Annotated in this window: 26 protein-coding genes and 1 riboswitch; of the genes, 13 read left to right on the top strand and 13 right to left on the bottom strand. The window is 65.8% G+C overall.

Going from position 1 to position 22,680, the window contains the following annotated elements:
* Positions 1–29: 29 nt before the first annotated feature.
* From EOD43_RS20770 to dapF, 4 genes are read right to left on the bottom strand one after another with little or no spacing between them, the layout of a single operon-like run.
* Positions 30–644, bottom strand: coding sequence for a septation protein A (locus EOD43_RS20770; RefSeq protein WP_127745990.1), 615 nt, complete (start codon positions 642–644; stop codon positions 30–32).
* A complete protein-coding gene (gene ftsY, locus EOD43_RS20765) occupies positions 641–1,576 on the bottom strand; it encodes a signal recognition particle-docking protein FtsY (RefSeq protein WP_127745988.1) in 936 nt (311 codons plus the stop codon). The genes EOD43_RS20770 and ftsY overlap by 4 nt, the downstream gene beginning before the upstream one ends.
* Complete coding sequence (gene mtaB, locus EOD43_RS20760) at positions 1,573–2,820, bottom strand: tRNA (N(6)-L-threonylcarbamoyladenosine(37)-C(2))-methylthiotransferase MtaB (protein WP_127745986.1); 1,248 nt, start codon at positions 2,818–2,820, stop codon at positions 1,573–1,575. Before mtaB ends, ftsY begins: the two co-directional genes overlap by 4 nt.
* Positions 2,817–3,623, bottom strand: coding sequence for a diaminopimelate epimerase (gene dapF / locus EOD43_RS20755; RefSeq protein ID WP_127745985.1), 807 nt, complete (start codon positions 3,621–3,623; stop codon positions 2,817–2,819). The genes mtaB and dapF overlap by 4 nt, the downstream gene beginning before the upstream one ends.
* Positions 3,624–3,674: 51 nt before the next feature.
* On the opposite strand from dapF, the gene EOD43_RS20750 reads away from it, so the two are divergent.
* Entirely contained in the window at positions 3,675–4,601 is a 927-nt protein-coding gene (locus tag EOD43_RS20750; RefSeq protein ID WP_127745983.1) for an alpha/beta hydrolase, read from the top strand.
* Here EOD43_RS20750 and EOD43_RS20745 read toward each other — a convergent pair.
* Positions 4,504–5,838, bottom strand: a complete 1,335-nt coding sequence (locus EOD43_RS20745; protein WP_127745981.1) for a hypothetical protein — start codon at positions 5,836–5,838, stop codon at positions 4,504–4,506. The two genes, EOD43_RS20750 and EOD43_RS20745, sit on opposite strands and share 98 nt — an antisense overlap.
* Positions 5,839–6,072: 234 nt before the next feature.
* On the opposite strand from EOD43_RS20745, the gene ffh reads away from it, so the two are divergent.
* The 11 genes from ffh (at position 6,073) to EOD43_RS20690 (ending at position 13,526) form a co-directional block, all read left to right on the top strand.
* Entirely contained in the window at positions 6,073–7,545 is a 1,473-nt protein-coding gene (gene ffh, locus EOD43_RS20740; RefSeq protein ID WP_127745979.1) for a signal recognition particle protein, read from the top strand.
* Between the two features lie 38 nt (positions 7,546–7,583).
* On the top strand, positions 7,584–8,018 hold the full coding sequence (gene rpsP, locus EOD43_RS20735) for a 30S ribosomal protein S16 (protein ID WP_127745977.1): 435 nt from the start codon (positions 7,584–7,586) through the stop codon (positions 8,016–8,018).
* A 45-nt stretch (positions 8,019–8,063) separates the two neighbouring features.
* A complete protein-coding gene (gene rimM / locus EOD43_RS20730; RefSeq protein WP_127745975.1) occupies positions 8,064–8,537 on the top strand; it encodes a ribosome maturation factor RimM in 474 nt (157 codons plus the stop codon).
* Positions 8,534–8,812 carry a hypothetical protein gene (locus tag EOD43_RS20725; RefSeq protein WP_127745973.1) on the top strand — a complete coding sequence of 93 codons (279 nt, stop codon included), beginning with the start codon at positions 8,534–8,536 and terminating at the stop codon, positions 8,810–8,812. The genes rimM and EOD43_RS20725 overlap by 4 nt, the downstream gene beginning before the upstream one ends.
* 30 nt (positions 8,813–8,842) lie before the next feature.
* On the top strand, positions 8,843–9,127 hold the full coding sequence (locus tag EOD43_RS20720; RefSeq protein ID WP_127745971.1) for an AbrB/MazE/SpoVT family DNA-binding domain-containing protein: 285 nt from the start codon (positions 8,843–8,845) through the stop codon (positions 9,125–9,127).
* Positions 9,124–9,495 carry a type II toxin-antitoxin system VapC family toxin gene (locus tag EOD43_RS20715; RefSeq protein WP_127745969.1) on the top strand — a complete coding sequence of 124 codons (372 nt, stop codon included), beginning with the start codon at positions 9,124–9,126 and terminating at the stop codon, positions 9,493–9,495. Before EOD43_RS20720 ends, EOD43_RS20715 begins: the two co-directional genes overlap by 4 nt.
* Complete coding sequence (trmD, locus tag EOD43_RS20710) at positions 9,495–10,235, top strand: tRNA (guanosine(37)-N1)-methyltransferase TrmD (protein WP_127745967.1); 741 nt, start codon at positions 9,495–9,497, stop codon at positions 10,233–10,235. The genes EOD43_RS20715 and trmD overlap by 1 nt, the downstream gene beginning before the upstream one ends.
* Positions 10,236–10,237: 2 nt before the next feature.
* Positions 10,238–10,627 carry a 50S ribosomal protein L19 gene (rplS, locus tag EOD43_RS20705; protein ID WP_127745965.1) on the top strand — a complete coding sequence of 130 codons (390 nt, stop codon included), beginning with the start codon at positions 10,238–10,240 and terminating at the stop codon, positions 10,625–10,627.
* Between the two features lie 116 nt (positions 10,628–10,743).
* The gene (locus EOD43_RS20700) at positions 10,744–11,769 is read left to right on the top strand and encodes an aspartate-semialdehyde dehydrogenase (RefSeq protein WP_127745964.1); all 1,026 of its coding nucleotides are present in this window, start codon (positions 10,744–10,746) and stop codon (positions 11,767–11,769) included.
* Between the two features lie 156 nt (positions 11,770–11,925).
* On the top strand, positions 11,926–12,558 hold the full coding sequence (locus tag EOD43_RS20695; protein WP_127746203.1) for a LysE family translocator: 633 nt from the start codon (positions 11,926–11,928) through the stop codon (positions 12,556–12,558).
* A 107-nt stretch (positions 12,559–12,665) separates the two neighbouring features.
* Positions 12,666–13,526, top strand: coding sequence for an amidohydrolase family protein (locus tag EOD43_RS20690; protein WP_127745962.1), 861 nt, complete (start codon positions 12,666–12,668; stop codon positions 13,524–13,526).
* Here EOD43_RS20690 and EOD43_RS20685 read toward each other — a convergent pair.
* From EOD43_RS20685 to EOD43_RS23840, 8 genes are all read right to left on the bottom strand, one after another.
* On the bottom strand, positions 13,523–14,134 hold the full coding sequence (locus tag EOD43_RS20685) for a YitT family protein (RefSeq protein ID WP_127745960.1): 612 nt from the start codon (positions 14,132–14,134) through the stop codon (positions 13,523–13,525). The two genes, EOD43_RS20690 and EOD43_RS20685, sit on opposite strands and share 4 nt — an antisense overlap.
* Positions 14,135–14,171: 37 nt before the next feature.
* A complete protein-coding gene (locus EOD43_RS20680) occupies positions 14,172–15,470 on the bottom strand; it encodes a sugar MFS transporter (protein WP_127745959.1) in 1,299 nt (432 codons plus the stop codon).
* 58 nt (positions 15,471–15,528) lie between these two features.
* Positions 15,529–17,106 carry an aminomethyl-transferring glycine dehydrogenase subunit GcvPB gene (gcvPB, locus tag EOD43_RS20675; protein ID WP_127745957.1) on the bottom strand — a complete coding sequence of 526 codons (1,578 nt, stop codon included), beginning with the start codon at positions 17,104–17,106 and terminating at the stop codon, positions 15,529–15,531.
* Positions 17,103–18,461 carry an aminomethyl-transferring glycine dehydrogenase subunit GcvPA gene (gene gcvPA / locus EOD43_RS20670; protein WP_127745955.1) on the bottom strand — a complete coding sequence of 453 codons (1,359 nt, stop codon included), beginning with the start codon at positions 18,459–18,461 and terminating at the stop codon, positions 17,103–17,105. Before gcvPA ends, gcvPB begins: the two co-directional genes overlap by 4 nt.
* A 161-nt stretch (positions 18,462–18,622) precedes the next feature.
* The gene (gene gcvH / locus EOD43_RS20665; RefSeq protein ID WP_127745953.1) at positions 18,623–18,994 is read right to left on the bottom strand and encodes a glycine cleavage system protein GcvH; all 372 of its coding nucleotides are present in this window, start codon (positions 18,992–18,994) and stop codon (positions 18,623–18,625) included.
* A 3-nt stretch (positions 18,995–18,997) separates the two neighbouring features.
* Positions 18,998–20,113, bottom strand: coding sequence for a glycine cleavage system aminomethyltransferase GcvT (gene gcvT / locus EOD43_RS20660; RefSeq protein WP_127745951.1), 1,116 nt, complete (start codon positions 20,111–20,113; stop codon positions 18,998–19,000).
* Between the two features lie 153 nt (positions 20,114–20,266).
* Positions 20,267–20,358, bottom strand: a riboswitch (glycine riboswitch).
* 99 nt (positions 20,359–20,457) lie between these two features.
* Positions 20,458–20,820 (bottom strand): response regulator, encoded by a 363-nt coding sequence (locus EOD43_RS20655; RefSeq protein ID WP_206363614.1) that lies wholly within the window; start codon positions 20,818–20,820, stop codon positions 20,458–20,460.
* Between the two features lie 91 nt (positions 20,821–20,911).
* Positions 20,912–21,064 carry a hypothetical protein gene (locus EOD43_RS23840; RefSeq protein ID WP_164857382.1) on the bottom strand — a complete coding sequence of 51 codons (153 nt, stop codon included), beginning with the start codon at positions 21,062–21,064 and terminating at the stop codon, positions 20,912–20,914.
* 151 nt (positions 21,065–21,215) lie between these two features.
* Here EOD43_RS23840 and EOD43_RS20650 point away from each other — a divergent pair, with 151 nt between their 5' ends.
* Positions 21,216–22,607 (top strand): helix-turn-helix domain-containing protein, encoded by a 1,392-nt coding sequence (locus tag EOD43_RS20650; protein WP_127745947.1) that lies wholly within the window; start codon positions 21,216–21,218, stop codon positions 22,605–22,607.
* Positions 22,608–22,680: the final 73 nt, after the last annotated feature.

The following is a 22,680-nucleotide window of genomic DNA, read 5'->3' as shown; positions in this document are numbered from 1 at the left end:
AAACCGAACGCAATTCTGCGATTTTTTGATCAGCCCTGCGGCGGCAGGCTAACGTCCTCAGGCTTCTCGCCGCTGAAGCCGTGGCGGCTGAGCATCGGCAGGTTGGCGAGCATGAAGACCATCGTCGCGGGCATCGCGCCCCAGAGCTTGTAGCCGAGCCAGAATTCGGTCGAGGTGGTGCGCCAGACCGCTTCGTTGGCGACGGCCATCGCGACGAAGAAGAAGGCCCAGTTGCGCGTCAGCTTGCGCCAGCCAAGGTCGCTGAGGCCGGGGAAGGACGAGCCCAGCACCATCTTGAGCGTCGGCCGGTCGGTCCACAGGCCAAAGCCCAGGATGCCGGCGACCAACAGATAATAGACGGTGGGCTTCATCTTGATGAAGGTCGCGTCCTTGAGCCAGACGGTCAGCCCGCCCAGCACCAGCACCATCACGCCCGAAAACCACAGCATCGCCGAAACGCGGCCGTGGAGCAGCTTCGACGCGAGGATCGATCCGGCGGTCGCGACCATGAACACCGCGGTCGCAAGGATCACGTTCTTAGTCAGCGCATAGGCCGCGAAATAGGCAACCAGCGGGCCGAGATCGATCGCGACCTTGGCGAGCGGGCCGGGTTCCTTCGGTGCCTTCAGGGCGACGTCGTTCACTTGGCTATCCTCTCGATCCCCGCGATCGCGCGGGCGACTTCGCCGGCGTCGAAGGGTTTCAGGTCGTCCACGCCTTCGCCTAAACCGATTGCGTGGACGGGCAGGCCATATTGTTCGGCCGCGGCGACCAGGACGCCGCCCTTGGCGGTGCCGTCCAGCTTGGTCATCACGAGGCCGGTCACGCCCGCCGTCTCCTTGAATATCCCGATCTGGCTTAACGCATTCTGACCCGTGGTCGCATCGAGCACGAGCAGGACGTCATGGGGCGCCGCCGGGTTGAGCCGCCCCAGGACTCGACGGATCTTCGCCAGCTCGTCCATCAGGCCAGCCTTGTTCTGCAGGCGACCGGCGGTGTCGACGATCAGCACGTCGATGCCGCTCGCCACGCCTTGCTTGACGCCTTCGAAGACGAGGCTTGCGGCATCGCCCCCCTCGGCGCCGGTGATGATCGGCACGTCGATCCGCTCGGCCCAGACCTTGAGCTGCCCGATCGCGGCGGCGCGGAAGGTATCGCCCGCGACGAGCATGACGTTGTAATCCTGCTCTTTCAGCAGATGCGCGAGCTTGGCGATCGTCGTGGTCTTGCCCGAGCCGTTGACGCCGATGACCAGGATCACCTGCGGGCGCGGAAAGGCTTCGATCTCCAGTGGCTTGGCGACGGGGGCGAGGATCGTCTCGATCTCGTTCGCGACGATGCGGCGGATATCGTCCTCGGTCACCTTGCGGTCGTAGCGGAAGGCGTCGATCCGGGCGCGGATGCGCGCGGCGGTGGCGGGGCCGAGGTCCGACGCGATCAGCGCCTCTTCGATCTCGTCGAGCTTTGCGTCGTCGAGTTCGGCGGCGGTGAACAGGCCGGTCAGGTTCTGTGCCAGCCGGTCGCTGGTGCGCCGGAAGCCGCCGAACAGCTTGTCCTGCCAGGTGGGTTCGCTCATTCGGATATGCCTGTCAGATGGGGGCCGGCGACGCCGGTGATGCGGAGGGGTTGGACGCTGCCTACAGCGAAAGTTTCCCATAGGAAACTTACCGGCGCGAAGTTTGGTGCGTGGCCGGTGCCGCCGCGCTCGATCAGAACCGGCTGCACCGTGCCCACGAGCGAGCGAAGCCAGTCCGCCTTGCGACGTTCTGCCGCCTCGCGCAGCGCGGCGGCGCGCGCACGGATGGTGTCGCGCGGCACTTGCGGCATCCGCGCGGCCGGCGTGCCGGGGCGGGGCGAGTAAGGGAAGATGTGGCCGAAGACGATGTCGCAATCGTCGATTAGTGCGAGGCTGTTCGCGGCCATCGCGTCATCCTCGGTCGGGAAGCCGGCGATCAGGTCCGCGCCGATCGCGATGTCGGGGCGCTTCGCCTTGAGGCGTTCGACGACGGCGACGGATTGAGCACGCGAATGGCGGCGCTTCATCCGCTTGAGGATCATGTCGTCGCCGGCCTGCAGCGACAGATGGAGGTGCGGCATGATCCGCGCCTCACCGGTGATGAGGTCGAACAGCCGATCGTCGATCTCGATCATGTCGAGCGAGGAGAGGCGTAGCCGCTGAAGCTTGGGAACGTGGCGCAGGATGCGCTCGACAAGCTGGCCCAAGGTCGGCGCGCCGGGAAGGTCTGGGCCGTAGCTGGTGAGGTCGACGCCGGTCAGGACGACTTCGGCCTGCCCCTGATCGACGATCTCCGCGATCCGATCGATCACCGCGCCGGCCGGCACCGATCGGCTGGGGCCGCGGCCCAGCGGGATCACGCAGAAGGTGCAGCGATGGTCGCAGCCATTCTGCACCTCGACGAAGGCGCGCGTCTGATCGGCGAAGGCGGCGGCCATGTGTGGCGCGTTGCGGCGGACGCCCATGATGTCGGCGACATGGACCTCGGCCACGTCGGGTCGGTCGAAGCGGAAAGCCTGGGGCTGCTGCTTCTCGCCATTGCCCAGCACGCGGGCGACTTCGGGCATCGCCGCGAAGGTGTCCGGCTCGATCTGCGCCGCGCAGCCGGTGACGACGATGCGCGCTTCGGGGCGCGCGCGGGCCGCCTTGCGGATTGCCTTCTTCGCCTGACGCACCGCCTCGGCCGTCACGGCGCAGCTGTTGACGATGATGAGGTCATCCTGATCGGCGGCGGCCGCGCGCATCGCCTCGCTCTCGGCGATGTTCAGCCGACAACCCAGCGTGATCAGTTCGGGGCCGCTCATTGGAAGGCGCTGATATCTGCCTCGGCCGTGAAGACATGCGTTGCCGGGCCGGCCATGTTGACCGGGCGGCCGGGCGCCCAATCGATCACCAGCGTGCCGCCGGGCATGTCGATCGTCACCGGACCCTTCATCAGCCCGCGCCGGATCGCCGCGACGCCGGTCGCGCACGCGCCGGTTCCGCACGCGCGGGTCAGGCCGACCCCGCGTTCGAAGGTGCGCATCTTGAGATGGTTCGGCCCGACGACCTGCGCGATGTTGACGTTGATCCGCGCGGGGAACAGCGGGTCGGTCTCGATCTGCGGGCCGAGGATATCGAGCGGCACGGCATCGACATCATCGACGAAGAAGACGACGTGCGGATTGCCGACATTGACGCCGACCGGATCGGTCAACTCGTCCCAGCCCACCGGCATGCGCGCGGTGTCCATCGCATAGGCCAACGGGATCGCGTCCCAATCGAAGCGCGGCTCGATCAGGTCGACCGAGACGGTGCCGCCGATCGTGCGCCCGTCGAGCAGGCCGCCCAACGTTTCGACCGTCGCTTCGCCGCCCAGCAGGCTGACGACGCAGCGCGTGGCGTTGCCGCAGCTTTCGACCTCACCGCCATCGGCGTTGAAGATGCGCATCTTCGCGGTGGCGACGGCGGACGGCTCGATCAGGATCAACTGGTCGCAGCCGATGCCGGTCTTGCGATCGGAAAGGGCGCGCGCGAGACCATCGGTCATCGTGACCGCCTGTTCACGCGCATCGATCACGACGAAGTCGTTGCCGAGGCCGTGCATCTTGTGGAACCGGAGCGCCATAGCGCCCGCGATCTAGGGATTGCCGGGGGCTGAGTCCATAAGGGGGCCTCTATGCGACGTTGGCTGATCGGCGGACTGCCGCTTCTGCTTGTGGGCTTTGGCGCCACCTGGTGCGTCGGATCATGGCTGGTTCGGGGCTACGGTGGCCCGGTTCCGTCGGCCGTCGCGCCCGCGCGGGACATCCGACTGACCGCCAGCGACGGCATTTCGATCGCGGGCACGTATCGCCCCGGCTGCACGGTCGATGCGCCCGCCGTGCTGTTGCTCCACCCCAAGGGCGGCGGGCGGGCGGCGATGGCGGGCAATGCCAAGTGGCTGTCGGCGCGCGGCTTCGCGACCCTGGCGATCGATCTGCGCGGGCATGGCGAATCGACGATCACCGACCTGAGCTATGGCCTCCACGAAAGCCGCGATGCGCGCGCGGCGTTCGACTGGCTCAAGGTGCGGCAGCGGGGTGCGCCGGCTGCTCTGGTTGGCAGTTCGCTGGGCGGGGCGGCGGCCTTGCTGGGCGATGAGGGGCCGATCCCGGCCGATGCGCTGGTGCTGCAGGCGGTGTTTCCGACGATCCATGACGCGATCTTCAACCGGATCGCCAGCCGGATCGGCCGTGCGCCCGCGCTGCTGCTCGAACCCTTGCTCAGCGGGCAGACCTGGCTGCGGATCGGGGTGCCGCCGTCGCGCCTGGCGCCGATCGATGCGGTCGCGCGCTATCGCGGCCCGCTGTTGTTGATCGGCGGGGCGGAGGATGAATCGACCCCGCCTGTCGAGGTGCGGGCGATGTTCGCGCGCGCCAATGATCCCAGGGCGATCTGGTTTGCACCGGGCCTCGATCATGCGGCGACGGCGGGGATCGAGACGCCCGCCTATCGCGCGCGGCTGCTCAACTTTCTGACGCGATCGATCGGCGCGCCGCGTTGCGGTTTGCCCACAGGCGGCCCACCAGATCGAACGACAGGAACACCAGCATCGAAAAGATGATGTAGCGATAGCGCATGATCGGCTGCACGATCATGTAAGGCAGGATCGGCAGCAGCAGCATCGGCAGGATGTAAATATAGCCGCGGCCCACCCGCCACAGCCCATAAGCCAGCCCCAGCAGGCCAAGGGTCGATGCGATCCAGTTGATCGCCAGCTTCACGATCGTGCCGGTGCTGCCCGTGCTCGTGGTGATCCCCGGCGAATCCCAATACCAGGCGGGGGGGAACATGAACTCGACCAGGTGGCGGGCGCACAGATAGGCGAAGTCGCCGGGATGCGCCTTGATCCATGCCCGGTTCTCGCGCGCCAGTTCGTCGAAATAGGGGAGTTCGCCGCCGGCCGCTTTGAACCGCGCCCAGCCTGCGGGGCGGGCCGGGTGCACCACGTAATAATGGTCGGTGAACGCCTTGAAGCGATCGGCGTCGTGGACCATCCCGTCATGGTTGGCGAGCGCCATTTCGACGGGCAGGTTGCTGCGGAACGGAATGGCGCGGCCCATCACCACCGCGTTGCGGATCGTCCACGGCGTCAGGACAGCCAAGGTCGTCACGGCGACGATCAGCACGGTTTTGATCCAGGCCGGGCGGGGCACCTTGCGGACCATCAGGATCGTGCCGGCTGCATAGGCGCCCAATCCCGTCGGCGGATTGATCAGCAGGCAAAGCGACGCCAGCAGCGCCATCTTCCACATATCGCCGGTCGTGATCGTCTCACGCCGATCCAGCTTCAGCAGATGGAGCAGATAGAGACCCGCGATGACGACGGTGATACCGCCTTCCCAGATCCGGAAATTGACGATCTCGGTATAGAAATTGAGCGGCATCATCGCGAGCAGCCCGAATGCGCCGAGCCGCGCCAAGGGCGGGGAGCCGAGTTCTTCGAAGATGCGGTAACAAAGCCAGAAGGCGAAGAAGATGATCGCCAAAGCCCATGCGGTCAGCACGGCTTCGGACAGAGGCGTTCCATAGCCGAATAGGAGATAGACCCCGCCGGCGATCGCGGGGGACACGGGACTGAGATGCGCGGTCGGGCCCTGGCCGGGCTGGTAGGAATCGGCGAAGCTGTGCTGTTCGGCGATGGCGCGGGCGATGTTGCCGGCCTCCGCCGTGCCTCCTTTCAGCCAGTAATCATGGCCGATCGTCGCGAGCCAGCCGAGCCGGAAGGCGACCCCGCCCAGAATGAACAGGACGATGATGATCGTCGTCCAGCGCCGGTCCAGCGACCCCGATTGCGTCATCGTCCAAGCTCCCCCTGCTTAGCGAACTGCCTATCGCAAGGCTGGCTGCGCGCCAAGGCGCGCTTGCCCTTTCGGGCCGAAATCGCTAGAGGCCGCCCCGTCGTTCCAACACGAACGCAAGATATCAGCGTCCACGGACGCCCGCTGGCCGGCGAGGTTTCGCCCGCCGGCGTATTTTGCGTTTGGCCCTGGAGCATCGGTTTAACGGGCCTTTTCACAGGCTGGGAGTAGTGCATGTTCGATAGTCTGAGCGATCGGCTGAACGGCGTCTTCGACCGCCTGCGCGGGCGTGGCGCGCTCAGCGAATCGGACGTGCGCGCCGCGATGCGCGAGGTTCGCATCGCGCTGCTCGAAGCCGATGTCGCGCTGCCGGTGGTCCGCGAGTTCGTCGACAAGGCGACCGAGCAGGCGGTGGGCCAGCAGGTGCTGCGTTCGGTCACGCCGGGCCAGCAGGTCGTCAAGATCGTCAACGACGCGCTGGTCGAAATGCTCGGATCGGACGCGGTCGATCTGAACGTCGACGTCACCCCGCCCGCGATCATCATGATGGTCGGTCTGCAGGGTTCGGGTAAGACCACCACGACCGCCAAGATCGCCAAGCGCCTCACCGAAAAGGGCCGCAAGAAGGTGCTGATGGCGTCGCTCGACGTCAATCGCCCGGCCGCGCAGGAACAGCTGGCGACTTTGGGCACGCAGGCATCGGTCGCGACCCTGCCGATCGTCGCGGGGCAGCAGCCGGTCGACATCGCCAAGCGCGCGCTGCAGGCTGCCAAGCTGCAGGGCTATGACGTCCTGATGCTCGACACGGCGGGCCGTCTCCACGTCGATCAGGCGCTGATGGACGAGATGAAGGCGGTCGCCGGCGTCGCCGATCCCGAGGAAATCCTGCTCGTCGTCGACGCGCTGACCGGCCAGGACGCCGTCAACGTCGCGTCGAGCTTCTCCGAACAGGTGCCGCTGACCGGCGTGGTGCTGACCCGTATGGACGGCGATGCGCGCGGCGGTGCGGCGTTGTCGATGCGGCATGTCACCGGCAAGCCGATCAAGTTCGTCGGCACCGGCGAAAAGCTGGACGGGCTGGAGCTGTTCCAGCCGCAGCGCGTCGCCGGCCGCATCCTGGGCATGGGCGACGTCGTCTCGCTGGTCGAAAAGGCCGCCGAGACGATCAAGGTCGAAGAGGCCGAGGCGCTCGCCGCGCGGATGGCCAAGGGCCAGTTCGACATGAACGACCTGCGCAACCAGCTGAAGCAGATGCAGCGTATGGGCGGCCTTTCGGGCCTCGCCTCGATGCTGCCCGGCATCAAGCAGGTGAAGCAGGCGGTGGCCAACGGCGCCGCCGACGACAAAGTGCTCGTCCGTATGGATGCGATCATCGGTTCGATGACGCCCAAGGAACGGACCAAGCCCGAACTGCTCAACGCCAAGCGCAAGATCCGCGTGGCCAAGGGATCCGGCACCACGGTGCAGGAGGTCAACAAGCTCCTGAAGATGCATCAGGACATGTCGACCATGATGAAGAAGGTGAAGAAGATGGGCGGGCTCAAGCAGCTCGGCGCCCTCTTCGGTGGCGGCGGCGGCCTTGGCGGCATGCTCGGCGGTGGCGGGGCAGGTGGCCTGCCCCCGATGCCGGGCGGCGGCAATCTGCCGGGCCTCCCCGGTGCCGGCGGCCTTCCGCCCGGCTTCCAGAATTTCCTGAAAAAGAAGTGATTTAACCCAATTCGAATACCCAGAAAGGACTGACTACAATGGCCGTTTCCATCCGTCTCGCCCGTGGCGGCGCCAAGAAGCGCCCCTATTACCGCATCGTCGTCGCCAACTCGCGCGCTCCGCGTGACGGCGCCTTCATCGAGAAGATCGGCTCGTACAACCCGCTCCTCGCCAAGGACGACGCCAACCGCGTCGTGCTCGACACCGAGCGCGCGAAGCACTGGCTCTCGGTTGGCGCGCAGCCGACCGATCGCGTCGCCCGCTTCCTCGACGCCGCCGGCATCAAGGAGCGCCCCGCGCGCAACAACCCGAAGAAGGCCGAGCCGGGCGACAAGGCCAAGGAGCGCGCCGAGGAGCGTGCCGAGAAGCTGAAGGCCGCCGAGGAAGCCGCCAAGGCTCCGGTCGTCGAAGAAGCGCCCGCCGAGGAAGCTCCCGCCGCGGAAGCCGCTGCGGAAGAGACCACCGAGGCGTGATTTTAACGGGGTGGCCCCGCGCCACCCCGTCCCCGGAGATTGTGTTTGGCTGACGATCGTCCCCTCACGCTCGCCGTCATCATCGGCGCGCATGGCGTGACGGGTGAGGTGCGGCTGAAGCTCTTCACCGATGAGCTGAAGGCCTATCCGAAGCTGACCGGCAACGGACGCGCCTTCACGCTCAAGTCGGTTCGCCCCGGCCCGAACGGGGCGGTCGCGCGGCTGGCCGAAGTGACCGACCGCAATGCCGCCGAGGCGCTGCGCGGTACTGAACTGACCGTGCCGCGTTCGGCCCTCCCCCCGCTGGAGGAGGGCGAATATTATCATGCCGACCTGATCGGCCTGCCCTGCGTCGCGGGGGATCGCACGGTCGGCACAGCCGTCCTGATCGAGGATTTCGGTGCGGGCGACGTCATCGAAATCGAAAAGCCCGATGGTAAGCGTTTCATGGTGCCGATCGCCGCCGCGGTGACGATCGAGCCCGATCGCCTGCTGATCGACCCGGAGTTCGTCGAATGAATCCAGCCGTCGTCTTCGGCCTCGTGGCGGCCGCATATCTCGCGGTCGTCGCTTATGGCGTCGTCGGCACGCGTAAACGCGGCCTTCCCCCGCGCCTGCGCCTTGTTTCGGCTGCGGCGCAGGTGGTGTTGCCGCCGGCCTTGCTGTTCGTGATCCTGTTCGCGACCGCCGATGCCTTTGCGGTCGGCGGCTGGGGAATCCTGCTGGTCATGCTGATGATCGCGGGCGCCCTGCTGGCAATCTGCACCGATCTTGTCGCGCGGCGGGTGTTGTAGTATATACATCGCGTATATACGGAGGCGATGGTGGCCGAGGAATATCGCGCCAAGGTGTTCAAGTCGGGTAATTCGGTTGCGCTCAGGCTGCCGAAGGATCTCGGTCTCAAGGAAGGGACCGAGGTGCTGCTGCGCGAGGAGCATGGGCAGTATAGATTCGCGCCGATCGACGCGCCTAAGCGTAAGATCAGTGGTGAAGGCTGGATGGGCAAGATGCCCTGGCTCAAGCCGCTGACGCCCGAGGAGCGCGAGTTCGACGCTTCGCCGCGTGTATGGGATGATCCTGACTGGCCGGATTGGGCTGAGCGGAAATGAGATATCTGCTGGATGCGAATATCTGCATCCGTCTGTTCTCCGGTGATCATCCACGTTTGACGGCGCGCATACTCGATTGCGACGAGGGCGATCTGGCTGTGTCCGCGATCGCCTTCGCCGAAATCGCCTATGGAAGCTCCCAAGGTAAATTGCCGCCTATGGAGGTGCTCAACGCCTTCCTTCGCGATGTCGCCTTGCTGTCGTTCGACGAGGCGGCGGCACGGGCCTATGCGCGCCTGCCGTTCAGGCGTGGCAGCTTCGATCGCCTGATCGCGGCGCACGCATTATCGCTCGACCTTGCGCTCGTTACCGATAATGAGCGCCACTTCGCCGACATCCCCAATCTGCGCATCGAAAATTGGCTCTGATGACCTTCGCTGCCACCATCCTCACCCTCTACCCCGAGATGTTCCCCGGTCCGCTCGGCGTGTCGCTCGCCGGTCGGGCACTCGCGGAAGGGAAGTGGGCGTGCGATCCGGTGCAGATCCGGAATTTCGCGACCGACAAGCATCGCTCGGTCGACGATACGCCGGCCGGGGGCGGGGCGGGGATGGTGATGCGGGCGGATGTGCTGGCGCGCGCGGTGGATCATGCGTTGGAGCGGCAGCCGAACGCGCCGATCCTGGCGATGAGCCCGCGGGGCGCGCCGCTGACGCAGCAGCGCGTTCGCCAGCTTGCGGACGGCGCCGGCGTCACGATTCTCTGCGGTCGGTTCGAAGGGATCGACGAGCGTCTGTTCGAGGCGCGGCCGATAGAACTGGTGTCGATCGGCGACTATATTCTTTCGGGCGGGGAAATGGCCGCTTTGACGCTGCTGGATGCTTGCATTCGGTTGCTTCCCGGCGTAATGGGCGCGCCCGATAGCGGTGATGACGAGAGCTTCGAAACCGGGCTTCTCGAATATCCGCATTATACCCGACCTGCTGAGTGGGAAGGGCGCACGATCCCCGAGGTGCTGCGATCTGGGGATCATGCGAGGATTTCGGCATGGCGCAAGTCGATGGCCGAGACCGATACAAGGCTAAGGAGGCCGGACCTTTGGGAGCGCCATGAGGGCGCTCGGGTTCAGTCTCCCTCTGGCGCGCGGCGACAGAAGAAGGAGCGATGAGCATGAACCTCATCCAGCAGCTCGAAGCCGAGCAGATTGCCAAGTTCAATGCGGCGAAGAAGATTCCCGAATTCCGCCCCGGCGACACGCTGAAGGTCGGCGTGAAGGTCGTCGAAGGCGAGCGCACCCGCGTTCAGGCTTATGAAGGCGTCTGCATCGCCCGCGCCAACAAGGGCATGGGTTCGTCGTTCACCGTCCGCAAGATCTCGTTCGGCGAAGGTGTCGAGCGCGTTTTCCCGCTTTATTCGCCGAACATCGATTCGATCGAAGTCGTGCGTAAGGGCGTCGTGCGTCGCGCGAAGCTCTACTATCTGCGTGGCCGCCGCGGTAAATCGGCGCGTATTGCAGAGCGTCGCGACAACCGTCCGGCCGCCGAGGCCCAGGAAGCCTAAGACAGGCTCTCCACAACCAAACCTCGCAAGCGGCCGGCTCCCTCGGGAGACCGGCCGTTTGTTTATCTGCCTCACCTCCGGTCCTCGGGGGTGCCGATACACCGAAGGAACAACTGATGGGTTATCGTGTCGTCGTCGCCGGAGCCACGGGCAATGTGGGCCGCGAAATGCTCAACATTCTGGCGGAGCGGGAATTCCCGATCGACGAGATCGCCGTGCTCGCCTCGGCGCGCAGCCAGGGCGACCAGATCGAGTTCGGCGAAACCGGCAAGATGCTCAAGGTCCAGAATATCGAGCATTTCGACTGGGCGGGTTGGGACATGGCCCTGTTCGCCATCGGCAGCGACGCGACCAAGATCTACGCGCCCAAGGCGGCGGCGGCGGGCTGCACCGTGATCGACAATTCGTCGCTCTACCGGATGGAGCCGGACGTCCCCCTGATCGTGCCCGAGGTGAACCCCGAAGCGATCGACGGCTACAAGGTCCGCAACATCATCGCGAACCCGAACTGCTCGACCGCGCAGATGGTGGTGGCATTGAAGCCGCTGCATGACGCCGCGAAGATCAAGCGCATCGTCGTTTCGACCTATCAGTCGGTTTCGGGCGCGGGCAAGCAGGGCATGGACGAGCTGTTCGAACAGAGCCGTAACATCTTCGTCGGCGATCCGGCCGAGCCCAAGAAGTTCACCAAGCAGATCGCGTTCAACGTGATCCCGCACATCGACAAGTTCCTCGACGACGGTTTCACCAAGGAAGAGTGGAAGATGGTCGTCGAAACCAAGAAGATCATGGACCCGAAGGTGAAGGTGGTCGCCACCTGCGTTCGCGTGCCCGTGTTCGTCGGCCATTCGGAAGCGATCAACATCGAGTTCGAGAACGAGTTGTCGGCCGAGGACGCGCAGAAGATCCTGCGCGAAGCGCCGGGCGTGATGCTCGTCGACAAGCGCGAGGATGGCGGATACGTCACCCCGGTCGAATGCGTCGGCGACTTCGCGACCTTCGTCAGCCGCGTCCGCGAGGATCCGACCGTCGAGAACGGCCTGGTCCTGTGGTGCGTCAGCGACAACCTGCGCAAGGGCGCCGCGCTCAACGCGGTGCAGATCGCGGAACTGCTGGGACGGCGGCACCTCAAGAAGGGCTGACCTTTCAATCCTCCCCCGCCAGGGGGAGGTGTCAGCGCCACCTCCCCCTGGCGGGGGAGGATGGGGGGCGATAGCCACAATTATCCCATGACAATCTAAGGCCGCTTTCCCGCTACCCGCTTCCCCCGCATGATCGCGCTCAAAGGGGGACTGCTCATGCCATCGACCGGACATTGGATCGCCTTCGCGCTTGTCTGCCTCGGCATGGTGCTGACGCCGGGGCCGAACATGATCTACCTGATCTCGCGCTCGATCTGTCAGGGGGCGAAGGCGGGGCTGGTGTCGCTGGGCGGGGTCGCGGTCGGCTTCGTGCTCTATATGTCGATGGCGGCGTTCGGGATCAGCGCGCTGATGATGGCGGTGCCCTTCGCCTATGACGTGCTGCGCTCCGGCGGCGCGCTCTATCTGCTGTGGATGGCGTGGCAAGCGGTGCGGCCCGGTGGGAGCTCGCCGTTTCAGGTCAGGGATCTGCCGGTCGACGGGCCGCGCAAGCTGTTCCTGATGGGGCTGATGACAAGCCTGCTCAATCCCAAGGTGGCGATGCTCTATCTGTCGCTGCTGCCCCAGTTCATCGATCCCGAGCGCGGACACATCCTCGCGCAGTCCTTCGTGCTGGGCACCACGCAGATCGTGGTGAGCGTGGCGGTCAACGCGATGATCGCACTGGCGGCGGGTTCGATCGCCTTGTTTCTCGCCACTCGCCCCGGCTGGGCGGCGTTCCAGCGTTATCTGATGGGCTTCGTCCTGACCGGCCTCGCCATCCGCATGGCGACCGAGGCGCGACGTTAGAACGCATCATATTTGCGCGGTTCCGGTACCGCGTAATCCATCGTTGATGTCTGCCCCGAACTCGGCAAAAACCTCTTTTATAATGCGCTATAAAAAGGATGCCGAGGATGGGATTCCCGACCGATCAGAAGATCATCGATCTGATGCTGTCGCTGCCGTCGAACAACAAGGGCGTGTATGACAGCTTCAAGCCGCTGCTCCGCGACAAGGAGAGCCTGAGCGCGTTCGATTTCCCGGCGCAGTATATGTTCAAGGACGTACCCGATCATGACGGCGTCACCGATCGCATCGGCTGGCTGCTGAACGTGATGGACCGCTACAATATCGAGCGCGCCTTTACCGGCGTGAACCCTGCCGATCCCGACTGGCAGACGATCCAGGCGAAGCATCGCGATCGTTTCCTGTTCTGCGCGCATGTCGATCCCAATGGCGGCATGGAGACCTATGATCTGCTGCGCGAATGGCATCGCGACTATCGGATCGACGGGGTGGGGGTGTTCCCGGCCGGTTGCGTGCCGCAGGTGCCGATCGACGATCGGCGGATGTGGCCGATCTACGCCTTCTGTTGCGAAAAGGATCTGCCGATCTTCATCAATGTCGGCGTGCCCGGCCCGCGCGTGCCGCTGGCGTGCCAGCGGGTCGAACTGATCGACGAGGTGTGCTGGTTCTTCCCCGAACTCAAATTCGTGATGCGGCACGGGGCGGAGCCGTGGCAGGATCTGGCCGTCAAGCTGATGCTGAAATATCCGAACCTCTATTATTCGACCTCGGCCTTCGCGCCGAAGCACTATCCCAAATCGATCATCGATTATGCGAACACGCGCGGCGCGGATAAGATCATGTATTCGGGCTATTCGGCCGGTTTGAAGATGGAACGCATCTTCGACGAATTGCCCCGCGTGCCGTTCACGGACGCGGTGTGGCCGAAGTTCCTCTACGAGAACGCGGCCAAGCTCTTTAAGCTCTAATAGCCCGCATATCGGCCGGGGCGGTGGTTGACCATCAGCACCCCGGCGATCGCGGCGGCGCTGGCGACCGACAAGAGCCATTGGGTCGCGTTCGCCATCACCGGGATTGCGGCGAGCAGGATGATCGCGTCGCAGGCGAGCTGGGTGCGGCCCATGTTCCAGCCTTCGCGCTTCTGCAGCCACATGGCGAGGACACCGATGCCGCCGACGCCTGCGCCGTGGCGGGCGAGGGCGAGGACGCCCATCCCCGCGATCGTCCCGCCGAACAAGGCCGCGAACAGAGGATCGAGTTGCGCGAAGCTGAGGACGTGGGGCGCCAGCAGCGCCATCACGCTGATCGTCACGTTGGCGATGATCGTCTTGATCGTGAACTCGCGCCCCAGCACGCGCCAGGCGAGCAGGAAGAAGGGCAGGTTGAGGACGGTCAGCACGATCCCCGCGGGAACGGGCAGAACATAGGAGACGAGCAAGGCGATCCCGGCGATCCCGCCCGTCACCAGCCCGGCCTTGTTCAGGCAGATCAGCCCCAGCGTGATGAACGACGTGCCGATCAGGATGGCATAGCCATCCTCGGCGGGGCTGTGCGGAACGGGCGGGGGCGTTGCCATCGCGACGCCATCTCACGACGCGCGCTGCGCCGCAACATCAGCCGATGAGCGAACGCCGCGCGTAGAGGCCGAAGGCGAGGATCGCGGCGTAACAGATCGCCGGAATAATGAGCGCGGCGTGCAGGCCGGTCGCGTCGGCCATATGCCCCGTCACCCACGGCACGATCGCCCCGCCGACGATCGCCATGCAGATCAGGCCCGATCCTTCGGCCGCGCGATCGCCCAGCCCTTCGCAGGCGAGGCTGAAAATGGTCGGGAACATGATTGCATTAGCCAGGCCGACCGCGAGCAGCGCCCAGCCAGAGGCGGCGCCCGTCGTCTCGGCCGCGACTGCGAGCAGCAGCAGCGCGGCGATCGCGACGGTCGCCAGCACCTTGCCCGGTGCGAAGCGGCGCAGGAACCAGGCGCCCGCGAAGCGCCCGACCATCGCGCCGCCCCAGTAGAAGGGGACATGCTTGCCCGCATCGACTTCGGCGAGGCCCAGCACGTCGGGCTGCATCAGGAAGTTGACCAGCAGCGATCCGATCGCGACCTCGGCGCCGACATAGACGAAGATGCCGAGCACCCCGAAGGCGAAACGCGGGCGCTTCAATAGGTCAAACGATCCGAGGATCGAGACATGATCGGCGCGCGCCTCGCGCAGCTTGTTCCGCTGCATCCATACGAGCGCGGCGATGACTACGAGTGCGAGAGCGATGCCGAGATAGGCAACGACAATGACGTGAGATTCAGCTGACATATGGGCATCGAGGGCATAAGCTGGACCGGCATCGGCTTCTATTCTGGCTATCGAACCGAGAATGAGGATCGATCCGAAATAGGGAAAGAGCGTGGTGCCGAGCGAGTTGAATGCCTGCGCGAAGGTGAGGCGGCTGTGCGCGGTGCGCGGATTGCCGAGCATCGAGATCAAGGGATTGGCGACGACCTGGACGATCGTCACGCCGCTCGCCAGCACGAACAAGGCACCGAGGAACATCGCGAAGCGGCCGGAGGAGGATGCCGGCACGAACAGCAGGCACCCCGCCATCATCGTCAGCAGCCCGACCACCGCGCCACGCATATAGCCGATCCGGCGCACGATCAGCGCGGCGGGGATCGAGACGATGAAATAGGCGGCGAAATAAGCCGACTGGACGAGCATCGCCTGCCCATAGGTCAGCGTGAACAGCCCCTTCAGCTTGGGGATAATCACGTCGTTCAGGCTGGTGATGCCACCGAAGATGAAGAACAGCGCGAAGACGAAATAAGCGAGCGAGGCAGTGCCCGGCCCGGCCGATCCGTGCTCCTCTTCGGGCAACGGATCGGTAGAGCTTGCTTGCGGGATGTTGAGCGCCATTCTTGTCCTTCCCTCACCGTCACCCCCGCCTGCGCGGGGATGACGGTGGGTGTAGTCTTTACTCCGCCGCCTGCGCCAGTGCGGCATCCTTCCACACCAGCACCGGCTTGCGCGCGGCGGCCGTCTCGTCGAGGCGGCGGCGCGGGGCGAGGGCAGGGGCGGCCTTGAGCGCGGGATCGCCCTGCTTGGCGCGGTTGGCGATCGAACGGAGCGCGCCGATGAACTGGTCGAGCGTCGCCTTGCTCTCGGTCTCGGTCGGCTCGACCAGCATGGCGCCGTGGACGACCAGCGGGAAATAGACCGTCATCGGGTGGAAGCCCTCGTCGATCAGCCCCTTGGCGATGTCGATCGTCGAGAAGCCCTCGGGCAGGCCCTTATCGCTGAAGATCGCTTCGTGCATGCACGGGCCGAACTTGGCGAAGGGCGCGTCGAGCACGTCCTCCATCGCGCGCAGCACGTAATTGGCGTTGAGCACCGAATCCTCGGCTACCTGGCGCAGACCGTCCGCGCCGTGGCTGAGGATGTAGGTCAGCGCGCGGGTGAACATGCCCATCTGACCCTGGAAGGCGGTCATGCGGCCGAAGGTGTGCGGATGGCGATCGCCGACCGTCTCTTCCTCGACCAGCGTGATGTGCCCGTCGGCATACAGCTCGGTGAAGGGCAGCGGGCCGTAGGGCGACAAGGCCTCGGACAGCACGACCGGGCCGGAGCCGGGGCCGCCGCCGCCATGCGGAGTCGAGAAGGTCTTGTGCAGGTTGATGTGCATCGCGTCGATGCCGAGGTCGCCGGGGCGGACCCGGCCGACGATCGCGTTGAAGTTCGCGCCGTCGCAATAGACGTAGCCGCCTGCCGCGTGGACCGCGTCCGAAATCGCCTTCATGTCGCGTTCGAACAGGCCGCAGGTGTTGGGGTTGGTGATCATCACACCCGCGACATCCGGCCCCAGCCGCGCCTTGAGCGCCTCCAGATCGACGCGACCGTCAGGAGTCGCGGGAATGTCCTCCACCGTGAAGCCGGCGAAGGCGGCGGTGGCGGGGTTGGTGCCGTGCGCGCTGGTGGGGACGAGCAGGATGCGCCGATCCTCGCCGCGCGCTTCCAGCGCGGCCTTGATGCACAGGATGCCGCACAGTTCGCCATGCGCGCCGGCCTTCGGCGTCATCGCGACGCCGTGCATCCCGGTCAGCGTGATCAGCCACTGCGCCAGTTCGTTGATGACGCCCAGCGCGCCCTGCACCGTGTCGACCGGCTGGAGCGGGTGGATGTCGGCGAAGCCGGGCAGGCGCGCCATCTTCTCGTTCAGGCGCGGATTGTGCTTCATCGTGCAGCTGCCGAGCGGGAACAGGCCCAGGTCGATCGCATAATTCTGGCGGCTGAGGCGGGTGTAATGACGCACCGTCTCGGGCTCCGACAGGCCCGGAAGCCCGATCGTGTCGCCGCGCTCCAGCCCGCCGAGGCGCGAGGTCGCCTTGGGCGCGGTGCCGAAATCGACGCCGGTCGTCTCGGTCGATCCGATTTCGAAGATCAGAGCCTCTTCGAGCATCAGCGCGCGATTGCCGGTGAAGGTCACGTCGTCGCCTGCCGCGCCCGAAGCCTGCGGCGTGGTGGGGCGCCAGCCCGACGGATTGAGATTGCTCATGCCAGCACCTCCTCAAGCGCGGAGGCAAGGGTTTCGACGTCCTCCGGGGTGGTGGTTTCGGTGACCGCGACGACGAGGCCGTTGGCGAGATCGTCGACGCCCGGATAGAGGCGGCCGAGCGACACGCCCGCCAGAATTCCCTTGTCCGCCAGTGTGCGGACGATCGGGCGCGCTTCCTTCGACAGCTTCAGCGTGAACTCGTTGAAGAAGGTGGGGGTGATCAGATCGACCCCCTTCACCTGCGCCAGCCGATCGGCAGCGGCCGATGCGCCGGCATGGTTGATCGCCGCCAGATCGCGCAGCCCCTTTTCGCCCAGCAGAGTCATGTGGACCGACATGGCGAGCGCGCACAGCACCGAACTGGTGCAGATGTTCGACGTCGCCTTTTCGCGGCGGATATGCTGCTCGCGGGTCGAAAGCGTCAGCACGAAGCCGCGCTTGCCCTCGGCGTCGACCGTCTGGCCGCACAGGCGCCCCGGCATCTGGCGCACCAGCTTTTCGGAACAGGCGAACAGGCCGACATAGGGCCCGCCGAACTGCAGGCCGACGCCGAGCGACTGGCCTTCGCCGACGACGATGTCCGCGCCCATTTCGCCCGGCGACTTGATCGCGCCCAGCGCCACCGGCTCGGTCACGACCGCGATCAGCAGCGCCTTCTTGGCGTGCGCGGCTTCGGCGAGCTTGGAGAGATCGGCGATGCGGCCGAGGATGTCGGGATATTGGACGACGACGCACGACGTATCGTCGTCGATCTGCGCGATCAGATCGTCGGTGTCCGGGGTCGGGCTGAACGTCGGCAGCGAAGTCGCCAGCTGGTCGCCCGTATATTTGGCCATCGTGTTGGCGACCGAGACATAATGTGGGTGCAGGCCGCCCGACAGGATCGCCTTGGCGCGCTTGGTCACGCGGCGGGCCATCGTGATCGCCTCCCAGCAGGCGGTCGACCCGTCATACATCGATGCGTTGGCGACATCGCAGCCGAGCAGCCGTGCGATCTGCGACTGAAACTCGAACATCACCTGCAGCGTGCCCTGCGCGATTTCGGGCTGATAGGGCGTGTAGCTGGTCAGGAACTCGCCGCGCTGGATGATGTGATCGACGCTCGCCGGCACATGGTGGCGATAGGCGCCGCAGCCCAGGAAGAAGGGCGCTGCCCCCGCCGACAGGTTTTTGGTCGCCAGCGCGGTCATGTGCCGTTCGACCGCGATTTCGGACGCATGGAGCGGCAGGCCGGCGATCGGGCCGGACAGCCGCGCCTCGGCGGGCACATCGACGAACAGATCGTCGATCGACTTCGCGCCGATCACGCCGAGCATCGCGCTCCGGTCGGCTTCGGTAAGGGGCAGGTAGCGCATCTTTCGCTCCTTCACCCCTCCCTGACAGGGAGGGGTCGGGGGTGGGTCGCGGAGCCAGAGGCTCGATGCCTCTGGCGTAGCTTGTGCGGTGAGGTGGGAAGGCTCCGCTGACGCTGCGCCACCCACCCCCAACCCCTCCCTTGGCAGGGAGGGGAGTTCAATCAGAGCCCGTCGCAGAAGGCCTTGTACTGGGCGGCGTCCATCAGACCTTCGAGCTCGGCCGGATCGGCGAGGGTGAGCTTGAAGAACCAGCCATCGCCTTCGGGCGCGCTGTTCACCAGCGAGGGATCTTCCTCCAGCGCACTGTTCGCCTCGGTCACCTGGCCGGTGACGGGCGAATAGACGTCCGATGCGGCCTTGACCGATTCGACGACTGCGGCGTCGCCGCCCTTGCTGAGCTCGCGGCCCGATGCGGGCAGTTCGACGAACACGATGTCGCCCAGCTGGGCCTGCGCATAATCGGTGATGCCGACGGTGGCGCTGCCACCCTCGACGGCGATCCACTCATGCTCTTCGGTGTAGAAAATGGACATGGGTCAGCTCCCTCTGACGTAGCGATGGGGGACGAAGGGCATGGGCACGACAATGGCGTCGAGCCTTTTGCCCCGGACGTCGATCTGCAATGCGGTGTCGGTGGCGGCATGCGCGGCGGTGACGAAGCCCATCGCGATCGGCGCCTGCAGGCTGGGGCTGAACCCGCCCGACGTCACCTTTCCGACGAGCATGTCGCCCGCATAGATTTCCGCGCCTTCGCGCGCGGGCTGGCGGCCGGCGAGCTTCAGGCCGACGCGCTTCGTGGGCGCGCCTTCGGCCAGATGCTTGATAACGGTCGTGGCGCCCGGAAAGCCGCCTTCGGTGCGGCGGCGCTTGGGGATGGCGAAGCCGAGGCCGGCCATTGCGGGGTCGATCGCGGTATCGAGATCGTGCCCGTAGAGCGGCAGCCCCGCCTCGAGCCGCAGCGAATCGCGTGCGCCGAGACCAATCGGCTTCACCTCGGGTTCGGCGCAGAGCATGTCGGCGACCCGCTCGGCCTCTTCGGCCTGGACCGAGATTTCGTAGCCGTCTTCGCCCGTATAGCCCGATCGGCTGATCCACGCTTCCGTGCCCGCCAGATCGAACTTGCCGCAGGTCATGAACACCAGCTTTTCGACGCCGGGCGCGAGGCGGCTCAGTGCGTCGACCGCCTTCGGCCCCTGCAGCGCGATCAGCGCGCGCTCGTCGAGATGGTTGATATTGATCTCTTCGGGCAGCGCCTCGTGCAGGTGGGCGATGTCGTCCCACTTGGTCGCACCGTTGACGACCATGTAGATGCCGCCCGGAAAACGGCTGAACATCAGGTCGTCGAGGATCCCGCCATTCTCATCGAGCAGCAGCGAATAACGCTGGCGGCCTTCGGTCAGCCCGCTCACGTCGCTGGGCAGCACGGCTTCGAGCGCGGCGTCGAGCCCGTCGCCCGTCAGGAACAGTTGGCCCATGTGCGAGACATCGAACAGGCCCGCACTTTCGCGTGTCCAAAGATGTTCGGGCATGATGCCTTCATATTGGATCGGCATGTGATAGCCCGCGAAGGGCACCATGCGGGCGCCGCGTTCGCGGTGCCAGTCGTCCAGCGGCAGGGTCTGGATGATGTCTGCTGGTTCTTCGTCGCTCATATTGGGCCTCCGTGCAGTGACGACGGCGCGGCAGGCGGAATCCGCCTTTCGAAACCGTCGCCCCCTCTGTCACGGAACCTGAGAGCTTTCGCCGGAAGGACCGGCTTACCCCTTCGGTGGGACGGCACAGCCGCCCGCTTTCCAGAGCGTCGCTATGTCCATGCGGTCCTTTGACCTGAGAGATTCCGGGGCGGTTGCTCCTTCGGCGGCTCCGGTTGCCCGGCGCACTCTCCCGCATGGCCATCCGCCGGTTGCCCGGCGGCGACGTCCCTACGCTTGGCTATGGTGCAGTGCGGAGTCAACGCGCTTATGATGGCGCGTGCCAGAAAGCTGGGGAAAAGCGGTTAGGCCAGCGCCCCGGCGATCGCCTCGCCAAGCTGCGACAGTCTGTAAGGCTTGGCGACCAGCGGCGATCCGACGAATCCGCTGTCGGCGGGCAGCCCGTCATAGCCGGTCGCGAACAGGAACGGCTTGCCCTTGTCGCGCAGCAGGGCGGCGACGGGCAGGCTCGATTCGTCCTTCAGATTGAGGTCGAGCAGCGCGATGTCGAAATCGGTATCCTCGGCGCGTGCGAGCGCTTCGGTCAGAGTCGCGGCGGTTGCGGCCGTGACGCAGCCGAGCTCGTCGAGCATGTCTTCGGCCGTCATCGCGATGATCGCGTCATCCTCGACGATCAGCACGCGTGTGCCCGCAGGCGGTTCACTCACCGTCAGTCCCTCATCCGTTCGGGCATGCCCTCGAACAAGCTGTGACGCAGAAAAGGCCGGCGGGCAAGTGCCCGCCGGCTGTGGCGATCGATCAGCCGAGGCGGCCGAGGCGATGATAGAGGTTGGTGAACTTCGACGATTCGGGCTTGTCCTGAATTTCGCGCGCATAATGGGCAACCGCCTGCTTGAGCAGCGCGAAATCCTCGGTCGAGAACACGGGGCGGGCCTGGGCGGGCTGGGGCATTTCAATCTCCTATATGCATGACGCCATGTGGCGCCTCATGGGTGAGGAGATAACCGGCGACATTGGCAAAGGCGGCCTGCCATGCGGCGAAAAAGATGTGCCAATGTAAGGCCGATTGAAAAGTCACCTGACGATATGTAAAGTTCCTTACATGGAAAAGGCAGGCATCTTCGCAGGGCCGCGCATCCGCCGGTTGCGGCGCGAACAGGCGCTCACGCAGACGGCGATGGCCGAGCGGCTGGGCATTTCGGACAGCTATCTCGCGCTGATCGAGGGCAATCGCCGTCCGCTGACCGCGACCCTGATCCTAAAGCTCGCCGACCTTTTCGACTTCGACGTGCGCAGTCTGGCGCAGGACGAGCCGGGCGGTGGATCGGCGGCGTTGCGACGGCGGCTGTCAGATCCGCTCTTTTCCGACATATCGATCGACCGCGCCGAACTGGAGGCGTGGATCGACAATGCGCCGGGCGCGGCCGAGGCGTTCAGCCGCCTGTTCGATCGCTGGCAGCAGGGCGGGCAGGCGAGCGGGGGCGAGGGCGACGAGGTGATGCTCGCCGTCCGACGCGAGATTGAGCGCTGGCGCAACCATTTCGCCGATCTCGATGTGGCGGCCGAGGAACTGGCCGACGAACTGCGCATGGGATCGGCCGATCTGTACGGCGCGATCTCCGAACGGCTGCGCACCCGGCACCAATTGTCGATCCGCATATTGCCGATGGAGACGTTGCCCGATCGGCTGAGCCGGCTCGATCTCCATGCGCGCCAGCTGCAATTGTCCGAAATGCTCGATCCGGCGGCGCGGACCTTTCAGGTCGCCTATCATCTCGCAGGGATCGAGGCGGCGAACGAAATTGCCGGGCTGGTGAAGGGCGCGGCCTTCGGCAATCGCGCGGCGGAGCGGCTCTATCGCCGCCACGTCACCGCCTATTTCGCGGCCGCCCTGATGATGCCTTATGGCCGCTTCCTGCGCGCCTGCGAGGCGAGCGGCTATGACGTCGAACTGCTCCAGCGCCGCTTCGGCGCGAGCTTCGAACAGGTCGCGCACCGGCTGACATCGCTCCAGCGCGTGGGCGCGCGCGGCCTTCCTTTCTTCATGCTGCGGATCGATCGGGCGGGGCAGGCGTCCAAGCGCTATGCGGGCGCCAGCGCGTCACCGCTCGTCGAAGGCGCGCAGCGTTGCCCGGTCTGGGGCATCCACCGCGCCTTCGATCGGCCCGGCGAAATCGTCGTGACTCTCGCAGAACTGGAGGACGCCGCCCGCTGGGTGACGCTGGCGAGCGCGGTACGGCGCCAAGCGGGCAGCGTCGGCGCGCCCACCGCAGAGTTTGTCGTGGCGCTGGGCCTGTCGGCGGCGCAGGCGGGCACGCTGGCCCATGCCCGCGGCCTCGATCTGGGCGCGGCACCCGCCGAGCCGATCGGGCTTGGCTGCCGCCAATGCCTGCGCGCCGACTGCATCCAGCGCGCCCGCCCGCCCGCCGGTCGACCGATGACGATCTCCGACCGCGAGCGGGCGATGGCGCCCTTCAGCTTCGTGGGCGATTGAAAATCCTCCCCGGAACGGGGAGGGGGACCGCGAAGCGGTGGAGGGGGCGAGAGGCCAGATGCGTCGCCCGTGG

It is taken from the genome of Sphingomonas crocodyli, assembly GCF_004005865.1.
Lineage (GTDB): Bacteria > Pseudomonadota > Alphaproteobacteria > Sphingomonadales > Sphingomonadaceae > Rhizorhabdus > Rhizorhabdus crocodyli.
This window is presented reverse-complemented; position numbering and strand designations above follow the sequence as displayed.